This window comes from Pseudomonas sp. Sample_21 (genome assembly GCF_004307525.1).
GTDB lineage: Bacteria > Pseudomonadota > Gammaproteobacteria > Pseudomonadales > Pseudomonadaceae > Aquipseudomonas > Aquipseudomonas atacamensis.
The window spans coordinates 23,939-43,760 of sequence record NZ_RCNZ01000079.1 but is presented as its reverse complement, the minus strand read 5'-3'; the positions used below and the strand labels follow the sequence as shown (position 1 = coordinate 43,760).

The window sequence follows — 19,822 nt, the reverse complement described above, 5'->3', positions numbered from 1 at the left end:
ATCCCGGAAATCAATCGATTTACAAATCCCATGTGGGAGCGAGCCTGCTCGCGAAAGCGCTGGATCTGGCACTTACTCTGTTGGATGTGCCGACGCTATCGCGAGCAGGCTCGCTCCTACAACGGGGCTGGATCCACGCGCAACGCATCCACCACCAGAGAAAACGCCGGCGACGGTTGGCGGCGGCTGGGGTAGTAGAGGTGGAAGCCACCGAACGGTTCGCACCAGTCTTCCAGCACTCTGACCAAACGCCCTTCAGCCAGATGCGCACCGAACTCGTCTTCAGGCAGGTAGGCAATCCCCAGCCCGTTCACAGCGGCGTCGGCGATGTGCACGGTGGAGTTGAACACCAGTTGGCCGTCGACCCGCACTTTCAGCTTTTTGCCCTGCCGCTCGAATTCCCAGGCATCGACACCGTCGTAGGTCGGAAAACGGATGTCGATGCAACGGTGTGCCGCCAGATCGCGCGGATGTTGCGGGGCGGGATGCCGGGCAAAGTAGCCGGGCGAAGCGACCACGGCCATGCGCAGCGGCGGGCCGATCGGTACGGCGATCATGTCCTGGGCGACGGTATCGCTGAAACGCACGCCGGCATCGAAGCGGTCGGCAACGATGTCGCGGAAACCGTAGTTGATATCGAACTCGAGCTTGATGTCCGGGTATTGCAGCAATAGTGGCGTCAGCTTGGGCAGCAGAGTGGTCTTGATGATGTTGTCGCCGCAGGTGATGCGCACCGTACCGGCAGGCTTGTCGCGCAACTCGGTCAGGGCGTCCAGCTCGGCTTCGATTTCATCGAAACGATGACCCACGGTGTGCAGCAAACGTTCGCCGGCCGCCGTCAGTGACACGCTGCGTGTGGTGCGGGTCAGCAGGCGAATTTTCAGACGCGCTTCCAGCGCCGAGACTACCTGGCTCACCGCCGATTGCGTCACGCCCAGTTGCACCGCCGCGCGGGTGAAACTGCCTGTGCGGGCCACGGTGACGAAGGCGAGCAGGTCGTTGAAATTGGGTTTGGCCATGGGGCAATGCTCAGGTTTATTGATTAGCAGTGTTTATAACCGCATTAAGCACTCATTAGCTAATCAAAGTCTCGAGCGTGCGCAACAATACCTCCATCCCGGCCTCGCCTGGTTTCTCGATCAAGGACGCCCCTATGAAACGACTGTTCATACTGCTCGGGTTTCTCCTGAGTTCATTTACTGCATTCGGAGCTGACATGTCCCACGGTGCCGACAATTTCTTCAAGAGCGACAAGGTGACCGTGCAGAAGGTCAGCTTCAAAAACCAATATCAACTCACCGTGGCCGGCAACCTGTTTGTCCCTAAAGGACTCGACCCGGCAGCGCGTAGCGCGGCGATTATCGTTGGCCATCCGATGGGCGCGGTAAAGGAGCAGAGCGCCAATCTGTATGCGCAGAAACTGGCGGAGCAGGGCTTTGTCACCCTGTCGCTGGATCTGTCGTTCTGGGGCGAAAGCGAGGGCGCGCCGCGCAACGCGGTGTTGCCGGACATGTATGCCGAAGACTTCAGCGCGGCTGTCGATTACCTCGGCACACGGCCATTCATCGACCGCGAGCGCATCGGCGTGTTGGGCATCTGCGGTAGCGGCAGCTTCGTGATCAGCGCGGCGAAAATCGACCCACGCATGAAAGCCATCGCCACCGTCAGCATGTACGACATGGGCGCGGCCAACCGTGATGGCCTCAAGCACTCGCAAAGCCTTGCGCAGCGCAAGCAGATCATTGCGCAAGCGGCCGAGCAGCGTTACGCCGAGTTTACTGGCGGCAAGGTCGAATACACCGGCGGCACCGTGCTGGAACTGAAGGCCGACACCCATCCGATCCAGCGTGAATTCTTCGATTTCTACCGCACCCCGCGCGGCGAATTCACCCCGGCCAGCTCGACGCCGCAACAGACCACGCGTCCGACGCTGAGCAGCAACACCAAGTTCATGAACTTCTATCCGTTCGTCGATATCGAGAGCATCTCGCCGCGCCCGATGTTGTTTATTGCCGGTGCCGACGCGCACTCCCGTGAGTTCAGCGAAGAGGCGTTCCGGTTGGCGGGGCAGCCGAAAGAACTGGTGATCGTGCCGAATGCCGGCCATGTCGATCTGTACGACCGGGTCGAGCTGATTCCTTTTGCCAAGCTGACGCAGTTCTTCAAGAGCAACCTGAAGTAACTTTCAACGCGACGGAGCAAAGCGATGCGGTTTTTTGCCAACGGCTGGAAGGGATTCGTACTGATCGCATGGCTGCCCGTTGCTCTGTCTGCACCGACCGCTATGGAGGCCAGCACGATGTGGATGACCGTCGGGGAACAGCGTTTTGCCATTGCTCTGGATGACAACCCGAGTACGCGGCAATTGCTCACTCGATTGCCGCTGAGCCTGGAAATGACCGACCTGCACGGCAATGAAAAATACGCCACCGTGCAGCCGCCATTGCCCACCCAGCCCTACCGGCCGGGCACGATCCACAACGGCGATTTCCTTTTGTATGGCGACGATACGTTGGTGGTCTTCTATAAAACCTTCGATTCGTCCTACCGCTATTCGCGTCTTGGTCGCATCGACCGCCCGCAGGACTTGGCCGAAGCCTTGGGGCGTGGCGATGTGCGGGTGACGTTCACTCTGCATGAGTGAGGAGAGTCATTGATGAACCAGAGATCGTTATATCAAGGGCGCCTTCTGCGCATCGTCGCCCTCGGCTGCGCGGTCCTTGCCAGTGCAGCCTGCGTGAATCCTCTGTGCGCCAATCCTTCCCGTTCACCGGAGAAACCGATCATGAAAGAACAGCCTCTGACGCTTAAACAACTAGCGATCGCCCCGATCGCCGCCAACGCTGCAATCGGCGACATGCCGCGTCTGCACGACGCACTCAATCGTGGTCTCGACGCCGGGCTGAGCATCAGCGAGACCAAGGAAATTCTGGTGCAGCTGTACGCCTACGCCGGGTTCCCACGCAGCCTTAACGCCTTGTCATTGCTGATGAAGGTTTTGCAGGAACGCGCCGCGCGGGGCATCGAAGACGTGCCGGGACGCGAGCCGGGTCCGGTTCCGTCGGGATATGCGCTCACCGAACTCGGCACCGACAATCAGACCCGCCTGGTCGGCGCGCCAGTGTCCGGCCCACTGTTCGAATTCGCCCCGGCGATCGATCAGTTTCTGAAAGTGCACTTGTTCGGCGACATCTTCGCCCGCGACAACCTGGCATGGACGGATCGGGAACTGGCGACGGTTGGTGCGCTGGCGGCAATGGCTGGGGTGGAATCACAGCTGGAGTCGCATTTGAAGATCAGTCTGAATGTGGGATTGACGATTGAGCAGTTGCGGCAAGTGGCGCAGGAGTTGGAGGCGCGTGGGGATTTGCAGGCTGCTGAGCGGGTGGGCGCGGGGCTGGACAAAATCCAGCGGTGAGGGCGGCTCGGATTCATTGCCGCTCTGTTAATGCAATTCTTATAGTGCGCGCTGGCGCCGACTCGCTCCCGGCGAGCTTCCCGTTATCCGCTTGAACGCACGACTGAACGCCGCTTGGGAGGTGTAGCCCAGGCGCTGCGCCACTTCTTCGATCGGCAGTCTTTCCAGGGTCAGCCACTGACTGGCCAGGCGCATGCGCAGTTCAGTGGCGTAGCGCAGCGGCGGGGTGCCGAGGGTGGTCTGGAAACGTTCGGCGAAGACCGAGCGTGAGGTGTTGCACAGCGTTGCGAGTTCGGCGACGCTCCAGTCGCGCCCCGGTTGTTGGTGCAGGGCCAGCAAGGCCTGCGCCAGGCGAGGATCACGCAGGGCGGCGACGAGGCCGGAGGCATTGCCGCAAGCGCATTCGACCCAGCCGCGAACAATCATTGCCGCCACTACGTCGGCAAGGCGCGCGAGAATCACGGCGAAGCCAATGCGCGCTGCGCTGACTTCGCGTTCCATGGTCGCAAGGATTGGCATAAGTCCCGGATAACGCTGGCCGCCAGTGTCGATCAGCATAAGACCCGGCATCAGCCGACCGAGGCCTTGCAGGCTGCCGAGTTCGAACTCCATACAGCCACTGAAGAGCAGGGCGCTGTCGGGCGAATCGGCGCTGTGTCCGACCTGCACCGCGCAGACCGTGTCGCCGAGCGGTGCGGCGACGGCGCTGTCAATGTCCTGCACTTCAGCTCCGGCGTGTGACAGCAACTGGTGCGGTGCACCATGGGCAATGAATACCGCATTGCCTGCTGACAACTCGTACAGGCTGCCGTCCTCCAGTCGCAATACCGTCGATCCAGCGGCGACGAAGTGGAAATACGCATGGCCGGGCTTCTCGCTGAAACCCAGACCATACGGCGGACCAGCGTGGATCCGCCGATATTGCACGCCACGCAAACGCATGCTGCGCAGCAATTCAGTGATCAGGTCTGATGACAGTGAAAAGGGATCGGTGCTGCTCATGTTCGGGGTTTCGATCAAAAGTTCAAGACTGCGCATCATAGATCATCCGGTTTGCCGCCAATAGACTGCCCTCTCGAAATGTCCGAGGGAGTCTTGAAATGAATGAATGTGTAGGTGATGGGCGAACTGACGGGGAACCGCTGGTGCCTGCGTGGATGGCGGTGTTTTCACTGGCGATGGGCGTGTTTGGTCTGCTCACGGCGGAATATCTGCCGGCCAGCCTGCTGACGCCGATGGCGCTCGATCTCGGCGTCAGCGAAGCGCTGGCCGGGCAAGCGGTGACGGTGACCGCGGTGGTCGCGCTGTTTGCCGGATTGCTCGTACCTGGGTTGACGCGCAGCCTTGATCGGCGCCTGGTCTTGCTCGGTTTCTCGGCACTGATGATCGCCTCGAATCTGCTGGTCGCGTTGTCGTCCAGCCTCGCAGTATTGCTGATCATGCGCATCCTTTTGGGCATAGCTCTGGGCGGATTCTGGAGCATGGCGGCGGCCGTGGCGATGCGCCTGGTGCCGGCGGCGCTGCTGCCGCGTGCGCTGTCGATCATCTTCAGCGGGATCGCCGTAGGTACCGTGGTGGCGGTGCCGTTGGGCAGCTATCTCGGCGGCCAGTTTGGTTGGCGCAGCGCGTTTTTCGCAGCAGCAGCGGTGGGCGTGGTGACGCTGGTCTTTCAGATGTTCACGCTACCCAGTCTGGCGCCGCATCGTCCGTCACGCCTGCGTACGGTGCTTGAGGTGTTGCTGCGACCGGGCATTGCCGTCGGCATGTTCGGCTGTGTATTGGTGCATACCGGCCATTTCGCGTTGTTCACCTATATCAGGCCATTTCTGGAAAGCACCACCGGCGTCGGCCCGCAGATGCTGGCACTGATGCTCCTTGGTTTCGGCGTGGCGAACTTTGCCGGCACGCTGTTCGCCGGCTGGCTGTTGCAGCGCAATCCAAGGGCAACGTTGGTGCTGATGCCAGTGTTGGTGGGCGTTGTTGCTCTGGCGTTGGTCGGGTTACCGGCCTCGGTCAACGGGCAGGCGTTGCTCTTGGCGCTGTGGGGGATGGCCTTTGGTGGCGTGCCGGTCGCATGGTCGAACTGGGTGGCGCGCTCGATACCCGATCAGGCCGAAAGCGCAGGCGGCATGGTGGTCGCATCGGTGCAGTCGGCGATTGCCGCAGGCGCCGCCGCCGGCGGTTCGGTGTTCAGTTTCAGCGGTATCAATGGCGTGTTTGTAGCGGCTGGAATTCTGATGTTGCTGGCCGCGCTGCTGATTGCACTGAAGGTCAATGTCGATGTGCCGGAGCCGGGTTCGGCGCCGGTGGCACCGGTGCATTTGTGATTTGATCAATCCGCCTTACGCGTGACGGCAATGTCCCAGGTTTGCATGACCTGAGTGATAGCAGCATCAATGTTATCCAGCGCGGTGTTGTCTCTGGCGAGGATGGATATGCCCTGCAGGAAACTGTCGAATACCGTCGCCATCGCCGCCGCACTTGTGCCGCTGGCCAGCTCGTCGGCGTTCACAGCGCGTTCGACGCAGGCTTGAATGCCGGCACGGGTGCGCTGCCTTGAGTGGGTCAGGGCTTGCGCCACATGGGCGGTTTCCGGGCTCGGTGCGCTCATGACGCCGAGGGTAACCATGCAGCCCTTGGGGTGTGTGTCGTCGCACTGCATGCGTGCCGACTGGCGCAAAGCGGTCTCGATCGCCTGGCGTGGTGGCAGGCTGTCGTCCCACAGGCACTCGGTGACTTGCGCATAGGTGGTTAAATAACGCTGCACGCATTCATCGAACAACGCTTCCTTGGAACCGAACGCGGCATAGAAGCTAGGTGCAGAGATACCGCCACCCAGGCCTGCCTTCAATTGGGCCAGCGATGTCGCGTCGTAGCCGTGTTGCCAGAACAGTTGCAAAGCCTGATCGACGGCGTCGTCGCGATCAAACTGACGGGGGCGACCGGTTCTCGCCATGACCTGACTCCTCATTGATTTAATATAAAGACTAGTCGATACAGAAATTGTTGACAACGCTGCGCATGCACCCTCAGGATCTAGATCGATCGGTATTTAAATCTGAGTCGGTTTTTCGAGGAGCTTCCAGTGACACCTTCAATCACGTTAACGGCTACGCCAAAAGGTCTGCCCATCGGCGCTTTGCTGGCGCTGGCCATGACTGGCTTCATCTGCATCGTCACCGAAACCCTGCCGGCGGGCCTGTTGCCGTTGATCAGTGAAGGCCTGGCGATTTCGCCGTCCATGGCCGGGCAAATGGTTACCGCGTACGCATTGGGTTCCGTACTGGCGGTGATCCCGATGACCATCGCCACCCGGGGCTGGCGGCGCCGCAACGTGCTGCTGCTGACGATTGTCGGTTTCCTGCTGTTCAATTCGATTACCGCGCTGTCGTCGCACTACGGCGTTACGCTGGTCGCGCGGTTCTTCGCCGGGGTTGCAGCGGGTTTGGCATGGAGTCTGTTGGCCGGCTATGCGCGACGCATGGTTGAGCCCGAACAGCAGGGCAAGGCGTTGGCACTGGCGATGGTCGGCACACCGATTGCGCTGTCGCTGGGCGTGCCTCTGGGTACGTGGCTCGGTGGGCTGGTCGGTTGGCGCACTACATTCGGCCTGATGTCGGCGCTGACCTTGGTACTGATCGTCTGGGTGCTGGTGAAAGTGCCCGACTACCCGCCGCAGCCGGCCCATCAACGCCTATCGCTGAGCAAAGTCTTGACTACCCCGGGCGTGCGTCCTGTGCTTGCAGTGGTGATCAGCTGGATGCTGGCGCACAACATTCTCTACACCTATATCGCTCCGTTCGTGGCGCCGGCGGGCATGGCCGAGCGGGTGGATGTGGTGTTGTTGATCTTCGGCATCGCCGCGCTGGTCGGGATATGGCTGACGGCGAAGCTGGTCGAGCCGCTGCTGCGCTCGACTGTTCTGCTGAGTTTGGCGACCTTTGCCGCGGTCTGCGTGGCGCTGGGTTTTGGCGGACGCAACCCAGAGGTGATTTATCTCGGCGTGGCGGTATGGGGTTTGACGTTCGGCGGCGCGGCGACGCTGTTGCAAACGGCGCTGGCTGACGCGGCGGGCAACGGAGCGGATGTCGCCTTGTCGTTGAATGTAGTGGCGTGGAACAGCGCGATCGCTGGCAGCGGTGTCGTCGGCGGCGTGCTGCTCGATCAGTGGGGCGTTGCCTCATTTCCGTGGGCCATGCTGGCACTGGTCGCTATCGCCTTCGCCATTGCCTGGGGTGCCCGGGCCCACGGTTTCAAGTCGGGCCCGCGCTCTGTAGAAGCTTCGGTGGTGGCGGGGCATTGAACCCCGCCAGCAGTTTCTTCAACCGCGCTTCGGCAGTTTCCAGTTAGGCCGGATGAAATGGCAAGTGTAGCCATTCGGAATCCGCTCCAGGTAATCCTGATGCTCGGGTTCCGCTTCCCAGAACGGCCCGGCCGGTTCGATTTCGGTTACCACACGGCCCGGCCACAGCTTCGAGGCGTCGACATCGGCAGCGGTGTCTTCGGCGACGGCACGCTGCTCGTCGTTGAGGTAGTAGATCGCCGACCGGTAGCTCGGGCCAAGATCGTTGCCTTGACGGTTGGGCGTGCTCGGGTCGTGGATCTGGAAGAAGAACTCGAGGATCTGCCGGTAGCTGATTACCGCCGGATCGAATTCAATCTCGATGGCTTCGGCGTGGTTGCCGTGGTTGCGATAGGTCGCATTCGGCACATCGCCGCCGGTATAGCCGACGCGGGTTTTCAGCACACCCGGGTAGCGGCGCAATAAATCCTGCATGCCCCAAAAGCAGCCGCCGGCGAGAATGGCAGTTTCGGTTTGAGTGGTCATGGTTTGTGCTTCCTCTCGAGACGATGTGGGGATACCCACTGTTATGAGGGCGGGTTGAGAGAATCCAAGGTTACGCTCATCAGAATCGACCACTGGCCTGCTGATCAAGCGGCATGCAGGCGTGTCAACCAAAGCCAAATAACGAACGCAGCCTGCTCGGTGACTTGCGTTCGTAGAACGGTTTGGTCTCCCTGAGGAAGTAATCACTCAGCCCGGCTTGTCCCGTCAGCACGCGGCAAAAATCAACCGGCCCGCCATCAGGGGCTGTATCCCCAGCGACATTGCCGGCCTCGCGCATGACCTGTTCGATATCGCCATCCGCTTCGATGCCGACGATCAAGTGCGGTTTTTCATCAATCGAGGGGTCGTGCATCAGCGCCAGGAATGCGCGTTTCACATTGGCGTGTTTGGCCAGCAATTGCGAGAGCGAATGGACCATCGTCGATGGGTAGTCCGAAGGCTGTCCAAGCAAGACGTTGGTTTCTTTTTCCACGGTACGCTGCGTGGCGGGCCGACCGATTTCGCCTGAGAGCAGGCGTTGCACTTCCTCCGGAAGAAATTCCTTGCCGTACGGCGACTTCGGATTCAGAAAAAGCAGCGCGCCCAGCGTGATTTCGAACAATGATCGTGCAGGTATCTCCACATAGCTCTGCTCGCTGTCGATGGATTGTTGCAGCGTTGGCAGCGAGGAGAAGAATGGAATGACCGGCGTGCCATCGGGCTTCTGCCAATGAGCGATGCTGATGTTGCTGCCGGCTTCGAGATTGACATGGCCTTGCGCCGCACCGGCGGTGCCGAGGATGTAAACGGTCGAGTCCAGGAGGGTTCGATAGAACTCAGGGCGATGCGCGGGTTCGTCCGCGGCGAGTCGGAGCGATGTTTCCAATGGGTTTTCTTGGGAAGTATCCATGAGGTCAGTCCGTTATTTTCAGTGGAGAGCGATGATTACCTGACCGACTCGAAGATGCCTGCATTCACCAGCATTTCATCCAGCCTCTCGGGCCATATCTGATCGTCGGTGCCTCGTAGCGATTCAGCGGACCACCAACGATGATCGGCCATGACCTCGGTTTCTTCCTGAGTCCAGCCAGCTCTGGATAGCCGCTCGCTTGGCGTATGCGCGACGAAATATTGTTCGACCGCGAGTACAGTTTCGCCGCTGGGTAATAGCATGGAAAAATCACGGTGCGCTACAGGTCCGTCAACCGTGAGGACCTCAATACCGGTTTCCTCACGCAACTCACGTATTGCAGCGTCATGGAATGTCTCACCGGCCTCAAGGCCGCCGCCCGGGGTTGCCCAGTAATTTCTGCCGGCCAAGGCGCCGTTTTCATGGATGAATCTGAAAAGCAGAACTTCTTGCGAGGGACTAATGACCAGTAATCGTGCTGCTTTGCGTTCGCGCATCTACATCTTCCTTGAAGGGCTTGCCACTGCTTGTTGCGTTTCGGATTCGTATTGCAAGAGGACGTCGGGCTGGCAAGAGCTCCTTATTGCACAGCCATTAAAGACCACCCAACCCGCTAAACCATGGAAAAACAACTCCAGCTTCGTGGCCTTTATACGCTGACCTCGCCCGCAATTGTCTGCGACAACGAAGCCAGCTGATGATCGCCGGTATTGCCAGTAGCGTCAGAAACCACTGGAAAGCATTGCTGGACTGAAGCGCGAGGGCCAGAAGCACATTGATCAGCAATCCCCCAAGAATCGCGACGTTGTACTTGATGTGCCGACGTTTGATCGCAACAAATTCTTCCCAGTCGTAAATCAACCAATCGTGGGAAAACTCTCCGCACTCAGGGCATTTATGCGTGGGCGGAAGGTTATCGGTGGTGAACCCACAATCAGGGCAGCAGACTGTCATTGAGCGAACCTTCCGCAAGCTGTCTCATATCGCTAGCCAGCGTAGTGCAGATTGGCTGGAGTTGTCCGTCTACAGCCAACAGGCCTCACAACAAACTCCACGAAACCCCAACATAAACCCCCATCCCTTCACCCGGGGTCGACCGCGCGGCATCCAGACCTTTGTCGTCATACCCCGGCGTGACCGTTGCCGCATAACGCTTGCCGGTCAGGTTGCGCATGTCCACCCAGCCTTGCCAGTCGCCCTTCGGCGCGTTGTAGCCCAGGGTGGCGCCGAACAGGGCGTAAGGGTCGGCGTAGTAGCTATTGGCGTAGTCCACGGCAACTTTGGACACCAGTTGCGTGTTCACGGCGGCGAAGAAGCCCTGCGGCCAGTCGTAACGCAGTTCGCCCTGGTAATAATGCATCGGCAGGCCCGGCAGGCGGTTGTCGCCGAAGCGTTCGTCGTCGCGGTAGTGGAAGTCGCTGAAGGTGTAGGCTTGGCGCAAGCTCAGCTGGCGGCCGTCGGCGGCGGTCCAGAGTTTGCTGTTGAGGCTGGCCTCGATGCCCTGGTGCACGGTCGGGCTGGCATTGAGTTCGTAGGGCGTGACGGCGTTGGCGTCCGGCAGTACCGAGAGCAGTTCGTGACGAACTTGCGCGTAGTACCAGGCCAGGCTCCATTCGCCCAGTTTGCTGTCGCCACGGCCACCGAGTTCCAGAGTGGTAGCGGTCTGGTTTTGCAGTTCGACCGGGTCGCGCTGGGTGCCGGTGGCGGCGCCGTTGCCGGCAGGGAAGCGCACGTTGGAGCTGTAGATCAGCGACCACGGGTGCGGTGCTTCGACGGAGCGGCTGAGGTTGCCGAACACTTGCACGTCGGAGGTAATCTGATAGCGCAGGCCGATGCGCGGTGCATAGTCCCAGTCGCTGAGACTGGTCTTGCCGCCGCCCTGCGGATAGGTCACGGCGCTTTCGCGGCGGGTGTAGATCGCGGCGAGGCCGGTGCTCAGCCAGAGGTCGTCGGCAATTTCCAGGTCATTGCCGAAATGCAGCACGGTATCCGAACCCTGATAGGTGAAATTACGCATCCGCGTGCCCGGGGCATAGCTGGCGGTGTTGCCACTCGGGATGCGCACGAACTCGCTGGCGCCATCGTTGGGCAGGTGCTTGGTCACGCGCAGGCCGACGTTGCTGCGGCTTTCCATGCCGAACAGGGTGTCGCGGCGCTTGTAGTCGAAGGTGCCGCTGACGTCGGTGTAAGCCACCTTCAGCCGGTTCGGGCCTTCGCGCAAATCCATCGGGTAGTCGTGGTAGGCGAGGCCGGTCTGGATGCTCGAATCGTCATCGAGATAGAACGTGGTCTTGTTGCCGATGAAGGTACTGCCGGGCTGCTTGCGGCTGTCATCGCGAGCCACATACGCCGGGTTGGCTGCCCGTGGGCTGTGTTCGATGGAATGCTTGGTCACGCGACCGGCGAGGTCGTTGTCGGTCTCGCGATAGCGGAAGTAGAAGCGGGTTTCCAGATTCGGGTTGAAGCGATAGCCGAAGTTGGCGATCAGGCCTTTGCTCTCGCTGGCGGTGTGGTCCTGATAGCCGTCGGCGTTGGCATCGGTCAGCGACACGTAGTAATCGAAATCTCCCAGGACTTGCCCGGAGCTGACCTGGCGCTGCTGATAGCCATGGCTGCCGGTGGCGTAACGCACTTGCAGTTTCGGCGCGGTGTAACCGGTGTGGCTGACGTAATCGATAGCGCCGCCCAGCGCCAGCGCACCGCGATCGAAGCCATTGGCGCCGCGCAGAACTTCGACATGCTCGACCCACAGTGGCTCGAGCAATTCATACGGTGTGCCGCCGGGGCCGGTGAGGGGCAAGCCATCCAGCATCGTGTACAGCCCCGAGGCGTGGGCGCCGGGCGCGCGGTTGATGCCTGAACCACGGATGGAAATTTTCACGCCTTCGTTGCCCGCCGACTGCGCATACACCCCCGGCTGATAGGCGAGCACATCCTGATTGCTGGCAACGCGGCCCTGCAACGGCTGGCGCATGTCGACCACGTTGGTGCCGCCGGGAACCTGCTCAAGGCGTTGCCGCGCTTCTTCGACCGCTGCATCGCTGCTACTGCGCTGATCCGCCGAAATCAGCACTTGCCCCAGCTCCAGACCTTGGGTCTCGGCCATCGCCGGGCAGGCCAGGGCCAGACCGAGCAGGGCAGTGGGCAATGATTTGGACGACGGCATCGAAAAAACTCCAGCAAACAGGGGATCGGGCAATGAACAGTGCGACGTCGGAACAATCTCAGGAAACACATGGCGACAAGGCTTTTTTGCCCGGCAATGGCAAACAACCGGGCGTGAACTAACCTCACGGATCAGGCCCTTCGGGTCAATAAACAAATTCAGCGGGCTGTTGAAGCGCGAGGACAGGTTCATGGCGAAAGACAAGAAGAAACCTGCAAAGGCAATCGAACGTCCACGCTTGAAAAACAAGGACTATCTGGAACAGCTGCGCAAGCTGCACATTGAACTGGTCAAGCTGCAGGAGTGGGTCATCGCCAAAGGTGTCAAGGTGTGTATTGTTTTCGAAGGGCGCGACGGTGCAGGCAAGGGCGGGGTGATCAAGGCGATCACCGAACGCGTCAGCCCACGGGTGTTCCGCGTGATGGCATTACCGGCGCCAACCGATCGCGAAAAGAGCCAGATGCATGTGCAGCGCTACCTGCCGCATCTGCCGGCGGGCGGCGAGGTGGTGATTTTCGACCGCAGTTGGTACAACCGCGCCGGTGTCGAACGGGTCATGGGCTTTTGCACCGAGGAGCAGGCCGACAAGTTTCTCAAGTCGATTCCTTGGGTGGAGAACGCCATCGTTGATTCGGGGGTGATCCTGCTCAAGTACTGGCTTGAGGTCAGTCCGGAGGAACAGACCCGCCGGCTCGAAGCGCGAATCAATGACGGGCGCAAGACCTGGAAATTGACACCAATGGATCTGAAATCCTACAGCCGCTGGTATGACTACTCACGGGCGCGGGACGAGATGTTCAAGCATACCGATACCGATTGGGCGCCGTGGAGGGTTGCCGATTCCAACGACAAACGTCGTGCACGGCTGAACATCATCACTGATCTGCTCAGTCGCATCCCCTATGAGGAGGTTGAGCGCGACAAGGTCGAGTTGCCGAAACGGCAGAAGCCGGGCAAGTATCGGGAGCCGGATTATCCGTACAAGCGGGTGGCGGAGCGGTTTTGACTTTGCGGGATTTTTTGGGGCTTGGCGGCCTTTGGGCCGACCAGGCTCTTGGGGTTTTGGGTGTATATCCGTTTTTTCGGGTGTTGCGGCTGGCGGTTCCGCTCTTACAGCGGGTCACTTTTGCAGACGCCCAAAAGTAACCAAAACGCTTTGCTCCTACGTTCGGCCCTCGCAGGCTCGGGTTCCTTCGCTACGGGACTGATCCGGGCGCAGCGGCTACGGTTTGCTTCGCTGCACCTCCTTCCGCTGTGTACGACTGCGTCGTACGGTCGCTGCGCTCCCACGCCCGGATCAATCCCTCCACTCAGCCTTCCGACGTCGCCGGTGGATCAAGATCAAGAGCACTCGAGCTTGCGCTCATTGTTGAGTGGGGCGGCTTCGCCGCGGGCAGCTGCGCTGCTTTGCTTTTTTGGGAGCGAGCCCGCTCGCGAAGGCGGCCTGACAGCCGACCTGTACTTGAGGTGGTACGCGACCAACTGTAGGAGCTGCCGAAGGCTGCGATCTTTTGATTTTGCTTTTCTGTGGGAGCGAGCCTGCTCGCGATGACGGAGGCACATTCAAATGTTTTGAAAGATATACCGCTATCGCGAGCAGGCTCACTCCGACAAGGTTTTGCGTATCACCCGTCCATCCGTCATCTGCCCTGAACCTCTGTCGCGCTGTTTTTTCTACCGGGTAAGTCCCTCAGGAGATACCCGTATGTTCGATCAGCAAAAAAAGGCATCACTGGCGGCATGGCGCAGGATGGCGGAGCAGGCCGAGGGCGATCTGGATCCGGAACAGCAATATGACGAGTTGCTCAAGGCTGCGGATCAGATGGAGGAGCAGGGCCTGATCACCAGTGCCGAATGGCGCCAATTGGTGCGTGACGCCGGCAATGTTTTTACCCTGAACGAGGAACAGCCACAGCGCTGACAGCTGCCATCGGAGGACATCCCATGCTCAGTTATCTGTTTATCGGCGCCAACGATGTCGAGCGTTCGGCGGCTTTTTACAAGGCGATCCTGACGCCGCTTGGCTACCGGCATGACCGTGAAGAACACTACTGTTTCTACTTGCCCGATTGCGCCGACAAGTCCAACGGCCCGGGCAGTGTGCACATCTCGCAACCGTTCAATGGTGAGCCGGCGACACCCGGCAACGGCATGATGCCGGCGTTTCGCGCCGACTCGCGGCACCAGGTCGATCAGGTGCACAAGGCCGGGCTCGACAGTGGCGGCAGCAATGAAGGACCGCCTGGCACGCGCGAAGCCTATACGCCGGACTTTTACGTGGCCTATCTGCGCGATCCTGAAGGCAACAAGCTGGCTGTGTTCTACAGCGGCTGATGGATGGAGCCTGTTGATTCGGCCCTGATGGCCGCCCGCGCTCAGTTCGCGATCACGATCAGCTTTCACATCGTGCTGGCGGCGTTCAGCATCGGTCTGGCGAATTTCCTCATGGTGCTGGAAGCGTTGTGGTTGAGGACCGGGCGCCAGGTTTATCTGGATGTCTATCGCTACTGGCTCAAAGTGTTTGCGCTAAATGTCGCAGTGGGCACGGCGTCGGGATTGATTCTGGAGTATCAGTTCGGCCTCAACTGGTCGCGGCTGTCGGTGCAGGCCGGTGATGTCCTCGGCCCGCTGATGTTCTATGAAGTGATGGCGGCATTTTTCATCGAAGCGGGATTTCTCGGCATCATGCTGTTCGGCCTGAAGAAGGTCGGCCCGCGTCTGCATTTTTTCGCCACGTGTGCGGTGGCGGTGGGCTCGCTGATCAGCGCGTTCTGGATTCTTTCCGCCAACTCATGGATGCAAACCCCTGCCGGCTATTCGATTGGCGCGGACGGGCGTTTCCTCGCTGAGGACTGGTGGGCAATCATCTTCAATCCTTCGTTTCCCTATCGCTTGGCGCACATGCTGCTCGCCGTGTTCATCGGCAGCGCGACGCTGATTGCCGGGATCAGCGCCCGGCAATTGCGCCAGGCCCGGGAAAACCCGCGTGCTCGCCTGCAATTCTCCATGGCGCTGTGGGTGATTGCGCTGCTGATGCCGGTGCAGATTGTTGTCGGGGATCTGCATGGCCGGCACAGTTTGCACGCCCAGCCGCAGAAAGTGGCGGCCATCGAAGGCTCATGGACGCGCCCGCCAGAGGGCGCGGGGGAGCCACTGCGCCTGTTCGCATGGCCGGATATGGACGAGCGGAGCAACAATTGGGAAGTCGCCATTCCTCGCATCGGCTCCCTCTACCTGCAGCATGATCTGACCAGCACCATCGCTGCGCTTGATGAGTTCCCGGCTAAGGACATCCCGCCCGTGGCGCCGGTGTTTTTCGCGTTCCGGCTGATGGTCGGGCTGGGACTGTTGATGCTTGGGCAGGGTGTGGTCAGCCTGATCCTGCGCCGACGTAATCGCCTGTACACGGCGCGTCGCTGGCTGGGCGCGTGCGTGCTGCTGGCGCCGGCCGGATTTCTGGCGATGCTCAGCGGCTGGGTCGTCACCGAAGTGGGGCGACAGCCATTTACCGTTTACGGATTGCTGCGCACCGCGGACAGTCTGTCATCAGTGTCCAGGGCTCAAGTCGTCGGCTCGACCTGGTTGATTCTGCTGCTTTATCTGTTGATCTTCGGCATCGGTCTGTGGGTGTTGCTGCGCCTGTTGCGCGAGCCGCCGCAGCAGGATCAACCCGGGCCGCAGCCCACGCTGGCCGACGAAACCGGGCACTGAGGAGTCGCAGACATGGACACCGACTGGCTGACTCTATTGTGCGCTGCCGCATTGGCGTTCTCGGTGATGAACTACGTGCTGCTCGACGGCACCGATCTGGGCGTCGGCATGCTCATGGGCCTCACGGCTTGCAGCAAGCAGCGCAGGGTGATGGCGGTGTCGATTCTGCCGGTGTGGGACGCCAACGAAACCTGGCTGGTGCTCGGCGGCGGCGGGCTGCTGGCGCTGTTTCCGCTGGCGTACGCGATCTTGCTGCCGGCCTTGTACGTGCCTTTTATCGTGATGTTCCTCGCCTTGGTCGCACGGGCCATGGCGCTGGAGTTTCGCGATTACGCACCGAACGAGCGACGCAAGCGCATCGTCGACGGCGTGTTGGCGCTGGCTTCGCTGCTGACCGGGTTTGTCCAGGGCATGGTGCTCGGCACTCTCGTGCAAGGCGTTGCGCATCAGGGCGGTCAGTACATTGGCGATGGCCGCGACTGGCTGAATCCGTTCCCTGTGTTTTGCGGTTTGGTGCTGGTGCTCGGTTACGTCTGGCTGGGGACGTGCTGGCTGTACTGGCGCACCCTTGATGAATTGCAGCAGCACTCGGCCCGCCAGGCCCGCGTGCTGTCGCTGGTCGTTGTGGCGTTATTGCTGGTGCTGATCGCATGGACGGCGACATTGCAGCCGCAATATGCCCGGAGGCTCGCCGATATTCGGCTGTGGTTGCCGGCAGGGCTGATCGTCAGCGCTCTAGGATGGGTGTTCAGCAAAGGTTTTCACGAGCGCTTTGACTGTGTGCCGTTGTTCGCCGCATTGGGCGTTTTAGTGCTGGCTTTCGCGGTGATGCTGGTCGCGCTGTATCCCTTCATCATTCCGCCGGATCTGACTTTGAGCGAAGCAGCCTCAAGCCCCACCAGCCAGATCTTCATGTTGGTCGGATTCGCCGTGCTGATCCCCATCACCCTGGCCTACAACACCTTCGGTTTCCGCGTGTTCAGCGGCAAGGTGCGCGTTGCCAACGATGGTTGAGATTCACGTCACCCGACCTTTTTTGCTCACCAGCGACAGTCGCGAAGCTCGTAGCAGATCAGCAAAAGCAACCTTGTCGATCGGCCGACTCATGAAATAACCCTGCACCTCGTTGCATTGATCCTTGCCGAGAATCGCCAGTTGCTCCTCGGTCTCGACGCCTTCGGCCGTCACCGTCAGCCCCATGGCTTTGCCCAGACCGATGATCGCTTGCACCACGGCACGGTCGTTGGTGCCGCTGCTGATCGAGGCGATAAAGCGTTTGTCGATCTTGATCCCGTCGAATGGATAGGCGCGTAGGTAACCGAGCGACGAATAACCGGTGCCGAAGTCGTCCATGTTCAGACGCACGCCGAGCTCCTTGAGCTGATTCATGGTGGTCAGCGCGCCGTCGGTGTCATTGAGCATCACGTTCTCGGTGATCTCCAGCTCCAGACGGCTGGCCGGGAAACGCGTATCCACCAGCACTTCACGAACATCCTCGACGACATCGCTGAGGGCGAACTGCGCAGGCGAAAGGTTGACCGACAGCAGAATGTCATGGGGCCATTCCAGCGCGGTTTCGCAGGCTTCGCGCAGCACCCAGCGGCCCAGCGGTACGATCAGGTCGGTCTGCTCGGCCAGCGGAATGAACACGTCCGGCCCGAGCAGGCCCTGGGTCGGATGCTGCCAGCGCACCAGCGCCTCCACCGAGACGATGTGTTTGCCGTCGACCTTGTAGCGCGGCTGATAGTGCAAGACGAATTCGTTGTGTTTTAGCGCATGGCGCAGGTCATCTTCCATTTGCCGGCGCGTCTGGATCTGGTCGCTCATGTGCGCTTCGAAGTAGCACCAAGTGTTCTTGCCGTCGGATTTGGCTTGATACAGCGCGATGTCGGCGTAGCGGATCAGATCGCTGGCGACGAAACCGTGTCGACGACTCAGGGCGATGCCGACACTGGCGCCGATATGCAGCGGATGCTGTTCGTAGAGGATCGGCTGATGCAGGCTGCCGATCAGCCGTGTGCAGAATTTGTCGATCTCGTTATGGCTGTCCATGCCATTGAGCACCACGACGAATTCATCACCACCGAGGCGGGCGACGAGGTCGTGCTCGCGGGTGCATTCGCGCAGGCGCGTGGCGACTTCCTGGAGGACCGCGTCACCGGCAGGATGGCCGAGGGAATCGTTGATCGGTTTGAAGTTGTCCAGATCGATCATCAGCAGCGACAGCGGCGGCGCGTGTTCCTTCAATACCAGGACGTCGTCGAGATAACGCGCCAGTTTGTTGCGGTTGGGCAGGCCGGTCAGGGCGTCATGCATCGACAGGTGCTGGATCTGCGCATGGGCGGCGACTTCGTCGGTGATATCGCTGGCAGTGCCGCGATAGCCGACGACGCTGTCCTTGTCGAAAATCGGCCGCGCCGAGAGCCGGCAGTGGCGTGGCTGCCCGGAGTGATCGCGATAAGTGCAGCGCAAATCGCCGGCGCTGTTTTCTTCGCTGAGTTTGCGCAGCCATAGCTCCAGTGGCGTGGTGTCGCAAGTCAGTAATTCGCCGATGTCCTGGCCCAGCCACAGGGCTTGCGGGTAGCCGGTGACTTCGCTGAAGCGCGCCGACAGATAGGTCAGCGCCAACTGATCATCAACTTCCCAGATCCAGTCCGACGCCGCTTCGGCCACGGCGCGAAAGCGTTCTTCACTGGCTTCGAGGGCATGATTGGCTTTCTCGAGTGCCTGATTCGAGGCCTGCATGGCATGAATGCTGTTGTCGACGTATTGCGATGAGCGCAATGCATGGCGGAAAAAATAGGCGGTGAGCAGCATCAGCACCAGAAACGTCGCGCCGAGCGGCGGCACCAGCGTCCATAGCAATTGCTGGCCGGGTCGTTGCAGGTCGGCGACCAGACTGTAGCCGGTGCTGTCGAGGGGCACACTTGGATGGCCTTTCTCAATGGTGCCGTCCGGGACCAGGGTCAGGTTCGTCAGGCCATAACCGCTGCCGATCTTGCGCAGTTTGGTCGGGGTCAGCTTGTCGACGAACACCAGCACCGAGGTGTTTCTCAGTTCATCCAGCGGGCGCTCGTCGTTGGGAATGATCGCGGCAGCGGTGATCAGCGCCGGCCAGCCTTCGAACAATGAATAGCTACTGATCGGCTTGGTCAGGTCAGGCTGACTCAGCACCTGCTCGACCAACGCCGAGGCGGGCGCTTGCAGTACGCCGGATACGTCGGTTTCAACCATCTGCCCGCGAATCACCGCGTACTTGGTGCGCTTGCGATCGAGGACGAACACGCCGTCGTAGCCGTCGCTGGTGAACAGGGTCTTGCCCATGTTCTGTTCGGTGTAGGCCCAGTTGACGTCGATCGGCCCGCTCAAGGCCTCATAGGCGCGGGTCCAGTAGGCGTAACTGGTGATGTAGTTTTTCGACGCGGTGATGCGGTTTTCCACGGCGCGCACGGAATAGAACTGGTTCTGTTCCAGATCTTTCGCGTCGAGGGTATTGGCGATCCCAAGCAAGGTGCTGATCGCGGCGATGACACCCGCAATGAACAGTGCGCCAACGGCGATGGCCAGGCGCCGGGTCACGGCGCGTTGCGGGGTGGGGATTGGCTGCGCAGGGAGAGTAACGGCCATGTGCTCGTCCTTGATCCGGTGTCTTCTGAATCTAGAACAATGGCGAGCGCACAATGTTCAGATTGTTGTTATTGGTATCGCCTGGATTTTTTCAAAGTGTAGCGAATCCGTTGGAATTTCCAGCAGCGCCGGCCAGCGGCGAATCCCGAAAGGGCGAGACTT

Annotated in this window: 19 protein-coding genes; 10 read left to right on the top strand and 9 right to left on the bottom strand. The window is 60.5% G+C overall.

Annotated features, from left to right (window positions below):
- Nucleotides 1–116 precede the first annotated feature (116 nt).
- Nucleotides 117–1,019, bottom strand: a complete 903-nt coding sequence (locus tag D8U71_RS14050; protein WP_130887991.1) for a LysR family transcriptional regulator — start codon at nt 1,017–1,019, stop codon at nt 117–119.
- Between the two features lie 134 nt (nt 1,020–1,153).
- On the opposite strand from D8U71_RS14050, the gene D8U71_RS14045 reads away from it, so the two are divergent.
- The 3 genes from D8U71_RS14045 to D8U71_RS14035 all read left to right on the top strand — a co-directional run bounded on the left by D8U71_RS14045 (nt 1,154) and on the right by D8U71_RS14035 (nt 3,418).
- Nucleotides 1,154–2,182, top strand: a complete 1,029-nt coding sequence (locus tag D8U71_RS14045; protein ID WP_130887990.1) for an alpha/beta hydrolase — start codon at nt 1,154–1,156, stop codon at nt 2,180–2,182.
- 24 nt (nt 2,183–2,206) lie between these two features.
- On the top strand, nt 2,207–2,644 hold the full coding sequence (locus D8U71_RS14040) for a cyclophilin-like fold protein (RefSeq protein WP_241664225.1): 438 nt from the start codon (nt 2,207–2,209) through the stop codon (nt 2,642–2,644).
- 141 nt (nt 2,645–2,785) lie between these two features.
- Complete coding sequence (locus tag D8U71_RS14035) at nt 2,786–3,418, top strand: carboxymuconolactone decarboxylase family protein (protein ID WP_241664224.1); 633 nt, start codon at nt 2,786–2,788, stop codon at nt 3,416–3,418.
- Between the two features lie 39 nt (nt 3,419–3,457).
- Here the strand turns inward: D8U71_RS14035 and D8U71_RS14030 are convergent, their stop codons facing one another.
- On the bottom strand, nt 3,458–4,456 hold the full coding sequence (locus D8U71_RS14030; RefSeq protein WP_130887988.1) for an AraC family transcriptional regulator: 999 nt from the start codon (nt 4,454–4,456) through the stop codon (nt 3,458–3,460).
- Between the two features lie 62 nt (nt 4,457–4,518).
- Between D8U71_RS14030 and D8U71_RS14025 the strand changes: the two genes are divergently transcribed.
- Nucleotides 4,519–5,745 (top strand): MFS transporter, encoded by a 1,227-nt coding sequence (locus tag D8U71_RS14025; RefSeq protein ID WP_130887987.1) that lies wholly within the window; start codon nt 4,519–4,521, stop codon nt 5,743–5,745.
- A 5-nt stretch (nt 5,746–5,750) separates the two neighbouring features.
- On the opposite strand, the gene D8U71_RS14020 is transcribed toward D8U71_RS14025, so the two are convergent.
- A complete protein-coding gene (locus D8U71_RS14020) occupies nt 5,751–6,374 on the bottom strand; it encodes a TetR/AcrR family transcriptional regulator (protein WP_016774418.1) in 624 nt (207 codons plus the stop codon).
- A gap of 129 nt (nt 6,375–6,503) precedes the next feature.
- On the opposite strand from D8U71_RS14020, the gene D8U71_RS14015 reads away from it, so the two are divergent.
- Nucleotides 6,504–7,721 carry an MFS transporter gene (locus D8U71_RS14015; RefSeq protein ID WP_016774419.1) on the top strand — a complete coding sequence of 406 codons (1,218 nt, stop codon included), beginning with the start codon at nt 6,504–6,506 and terminating at the stop codon, nt 7,719–7,721.
- Between the two features lie 18 nt (nt 7,722–7,739).
- Here D8U71_RS14015 and msrA read toward each other — a convergent pair whose 3' ends face one another.
- The 5 genes from msrA to D8U71_RS13990 form a co-directional block, all read right to left on the bottom strand.
- Nucleotides 7,740–8,246 (bottom strand): peptide-methionine (S)-S-oxide reductase MsrA, encoded by a 507-nt coding sequence (msrA, locus tag D8U71_RS14010; RefSeq protein WP_016774420.1) that lies wholly within the window; start codon nt 8,244–8,246, stop codon nt 7,740–7,742.
- Between the two features lie 124 nt (nt 8,247–8,370).
- Nucleotides 8,371–9,156 (bottom strand): enhanced serine sensitivity protein SseB, encoded by a 786-nt coding sequence (sseB, locus tag D8U71_RS14005; protein ID WP_130887986.1) that lies wholly within the window; start codon nt 9,154–9,156, stop codon nt 8,371–8,373.
- A 35-nt stretch (nt 9,157–9,191) separates the two neighbouring features.
- Nucleotides 9,192–9,653, bottom strand: coding sequence for an NUDIX domain-containing protein (locus D8U71_RS14000; RefSeq protein WP_122507041.1), 462 nt, complete (start codon nt 9,651–9,653; stop codon nt 9,192–9,194).
- 97 nt (nt 9,654–9,750) lie between these two features.
- Nucleotides 9,751–10,110, bottom strand: coding sequence for a hypothetical protein (locus tag D8U71_RS13995; protein ID WP_125926178.1), 360 nt, complete (start codon nt 10,108–10,110; stop codon nt 9,751–9,753).
- An 85-nt stretch (nt 10,111–10,195) separates the two neighbouring features.
- Entirely contained in the window at nt 10,196–12,322 is a 2,127-nt protein-coding gene (locus D8U71_RS13990; RefSeq protein ID WP_130887985.1) for a TonB-dependent receptor, read from the bottom strand.
- A 190-nt stretch (nt 12,323–12,512) separates the two neighbouring features.
- On the opposite strand from D8U71_RS13990, the gene ppk2 reads away from it, so the two are divergent.
- The 5 genes from ppk2 (at nt 12,513) to cydB (ending at nt 17,047) form a co-directional block, all read left to right on the top strand.
- The gene (gene ppk2, locus D8U71_RS13985) at nt 12,513–13,328 is read left to right on the top strand and encodes a polyphosphate kinase 2 (RefSeq protein WP_130888068.1); all 816 of its coding nucleotides are present in this window, start codon (nt 12,513–12,515) and stop codon (nt 13,326–13,328) included.
- A 699-nt stretch (nt 13,329–14,027) separates the two neighbouring features.
- Nucleotides 14,028–14,243, top strand: coding sequence for a hypothetical protein (locus D8U71_RS13980; RefSeq protein ID WP_016774424.1), 216 nt, complete (start codon nt 14,028–14,030; stop codon nt 14,241–14,243).
- A gap of 23 nt (nt 14,244–14,266) precedes the next feature.
- The gene (locus D8U71_RS13975) at nt 14,267–14,656 is read left to right on the top strand and encodes a VOC family protein (RefSeq protein ID WP_122507046.1); all 390 of its coding nucleotides are present in this window, start codon (nt 14,267–14,269) and stop codon (nt 14,654–14,656) included.
- Nucleotides 14,657–14,683: 27 nt separating this feature from the next.
- On the top strand, nt 14,684–16,033 hold the full coding sequence (locus tag D8U71_RS13970) for a cytochrome ubiquinol oxidase subunit I (protein WP_241664223.1): 1,350 nt from the start codon (nt 14,684–14,686) through the stop codon (nt 16,031–16,033).
- Nucleotides 16,034–16,045: 12 nt separating this feature from the next.
- Nucleotides 16,046–17,047: a cytochrome d ubiquinol oxidase subunit II gene (cydB, locus tag D8U71_RS13965; RefSeq protein WP_130887983.1), complete on the top strand. Its 1,002-nt coding sequence runs from the start codon at nt 16,046–16,048 to the stop codon at nt 17,045–17,047.
- Between the two features lie 3 nt (nt 17,048–17,050).
- Here the strand turns inward: cydB and D8U71_RS13960 are convergent, their stop codons facing one another.
- Nucleotides 17,051–19,660 carry an EAL domain-containing protein gene (locus D8U71_RS13960; protein ID WP_130887982.1) on the bottom strand — a complete coding sequence of 870 codons (2,610 nt, stop codon included), beginning with the start codon at nt 19,658–19,660 and terminating at the stop codon, nt 17,051–17,053.
- Nucleotides 19,661–19,822: the final 162 nt, after the last annotated feature.

Excerpts from the sequence above, each read along its gene's own strand:
- D8U71_RS14050 (WP_130887991.1), bottom strand. The coding sequence starts at position 1,019 with ATGGCCAAACCCAATTTCAACGACCTGCTCGCCTTCGTCACCGTGGCC.
- D8U71_RS14045 (WP_130887990.1), top strand. The coding sequence starts at position 1,154 with ATGAAACGACTGTTCATACTGCTCGGGTTTCTCCTGAGTTCATTTACT.
- D8U71_RS14040 (WP_241664225.1), top strand. The coding sequence starts at position 2,207 with ATGCGGTTTTTTGCCAACGGCTGGAAGGGATTCGTACTGATCGCATGG.
- D8U71_RS14035 (WP_241664224.1), top strand. The coding sequence starts at position 2,786 with ATGAAAGAACAGCCTCTGACGCTTAAACAACTAGCGATCGCCCCGATC.
- D8U71_RS14030 (WP_130887988.1), bottom strand. The coding sequence starts at position 4,456 with ATGCGCAGTCTTGAACTTTTGATCGAAACCCCGAACATGAGCAGCACC.
- D8U71_RS14025 (WP_130887987.1), top strand. The coding sequence starts at position 4,519 with ATGAATGAATGTGTAGGTGATGGGCGAACTGACGGGGAACCGCTGGTG.
- D8U71_RS14020 (WP_016774418.1), bottom strand. The coding sequence starts at position 6,374 with ATGGCGAGAACCGGTCGCCCCCGTCAGTTTGATCGCGACGACGCCGTC.
- msrA (WP_016774420.1), bottom strand. The coding sequence starts at position 8,246 with ATGACCACTCAAACCGAAACTGCCATTCTCGCCGGCGGCTGCTTTTGG.
- sseB (WP_130887986.1), bottom strand. The coding sequence starts at position 9,156 with ATGGATACTTCCCAAGAAAACCCATTGGAAACATCGCTCCGACTCGCC.
- D8U71_RS14000 (WP_122507041.1), bottom strand. The coding sequence starts at position 9,653 with ATGCGCGAACGCAAAGCAGCACGATTACTGGTCATTAGTCCCTCGCAA.
- D8U71_RS13995 (WP_125926178.1), bottom strand. The coding sequence starts at position 10,110 with ATGACAGTCTGCTGCCCTGATTGTGGGTTCACCACCGATAACCTTCCG.
- D8U71_RS13990 (WP_130887985.1), bottom strand. The coding sequence starts at position 12,322 with ATGCCGTCGTCCAAATCATTGCCCACTGCCCTGCTCGGTCTGGCCCTG.
- ppk2 (WP_130888068.1), top strand. The coding sequence starts at position 12,513 with ATGGCGAAAGACAAGAAGAAACCTGCAAAGGCAATCGAACGTCCACGC.
- D8U71_RS13980 (WP_016774424.1), top strand. The coding sequence starts at position 14,028 with ATGTTCGATCAGCAAAAAAAGGCATCACTGGCGGCATGGCGCAGGATG.
- D8U71_RS13975 (WP_122507046.1), top strand. The coding sequence starts at position 14,267 with ATGCTCAGTTATCTGTTTATCGGCGCCAACGATGTCGAGCGTTCGGCG.
- D8U71_RS13970 (WP_241664223.1), top strand. The coding sequence starts at position 14,684 with ATGGCCGCCCGCGCTCAGTTCGCGATCACGATCAGCTTTCACATCGTG.
- cydB (WP_130887983.1), top strand. The coding sequence starts at position 16,046 with ATGGACACCGACTGGCTGACTCTATTGTGCGCTGCCGCATTGGCGTTC.
- D8U71_RS13960 (WP_130887982.1), bottom strand. The coding sequence starts at position 19,660 with ATGGCCGTTACTCTCCCTGCGCAGCCAATCCCCACCCCGCAACGCGCC.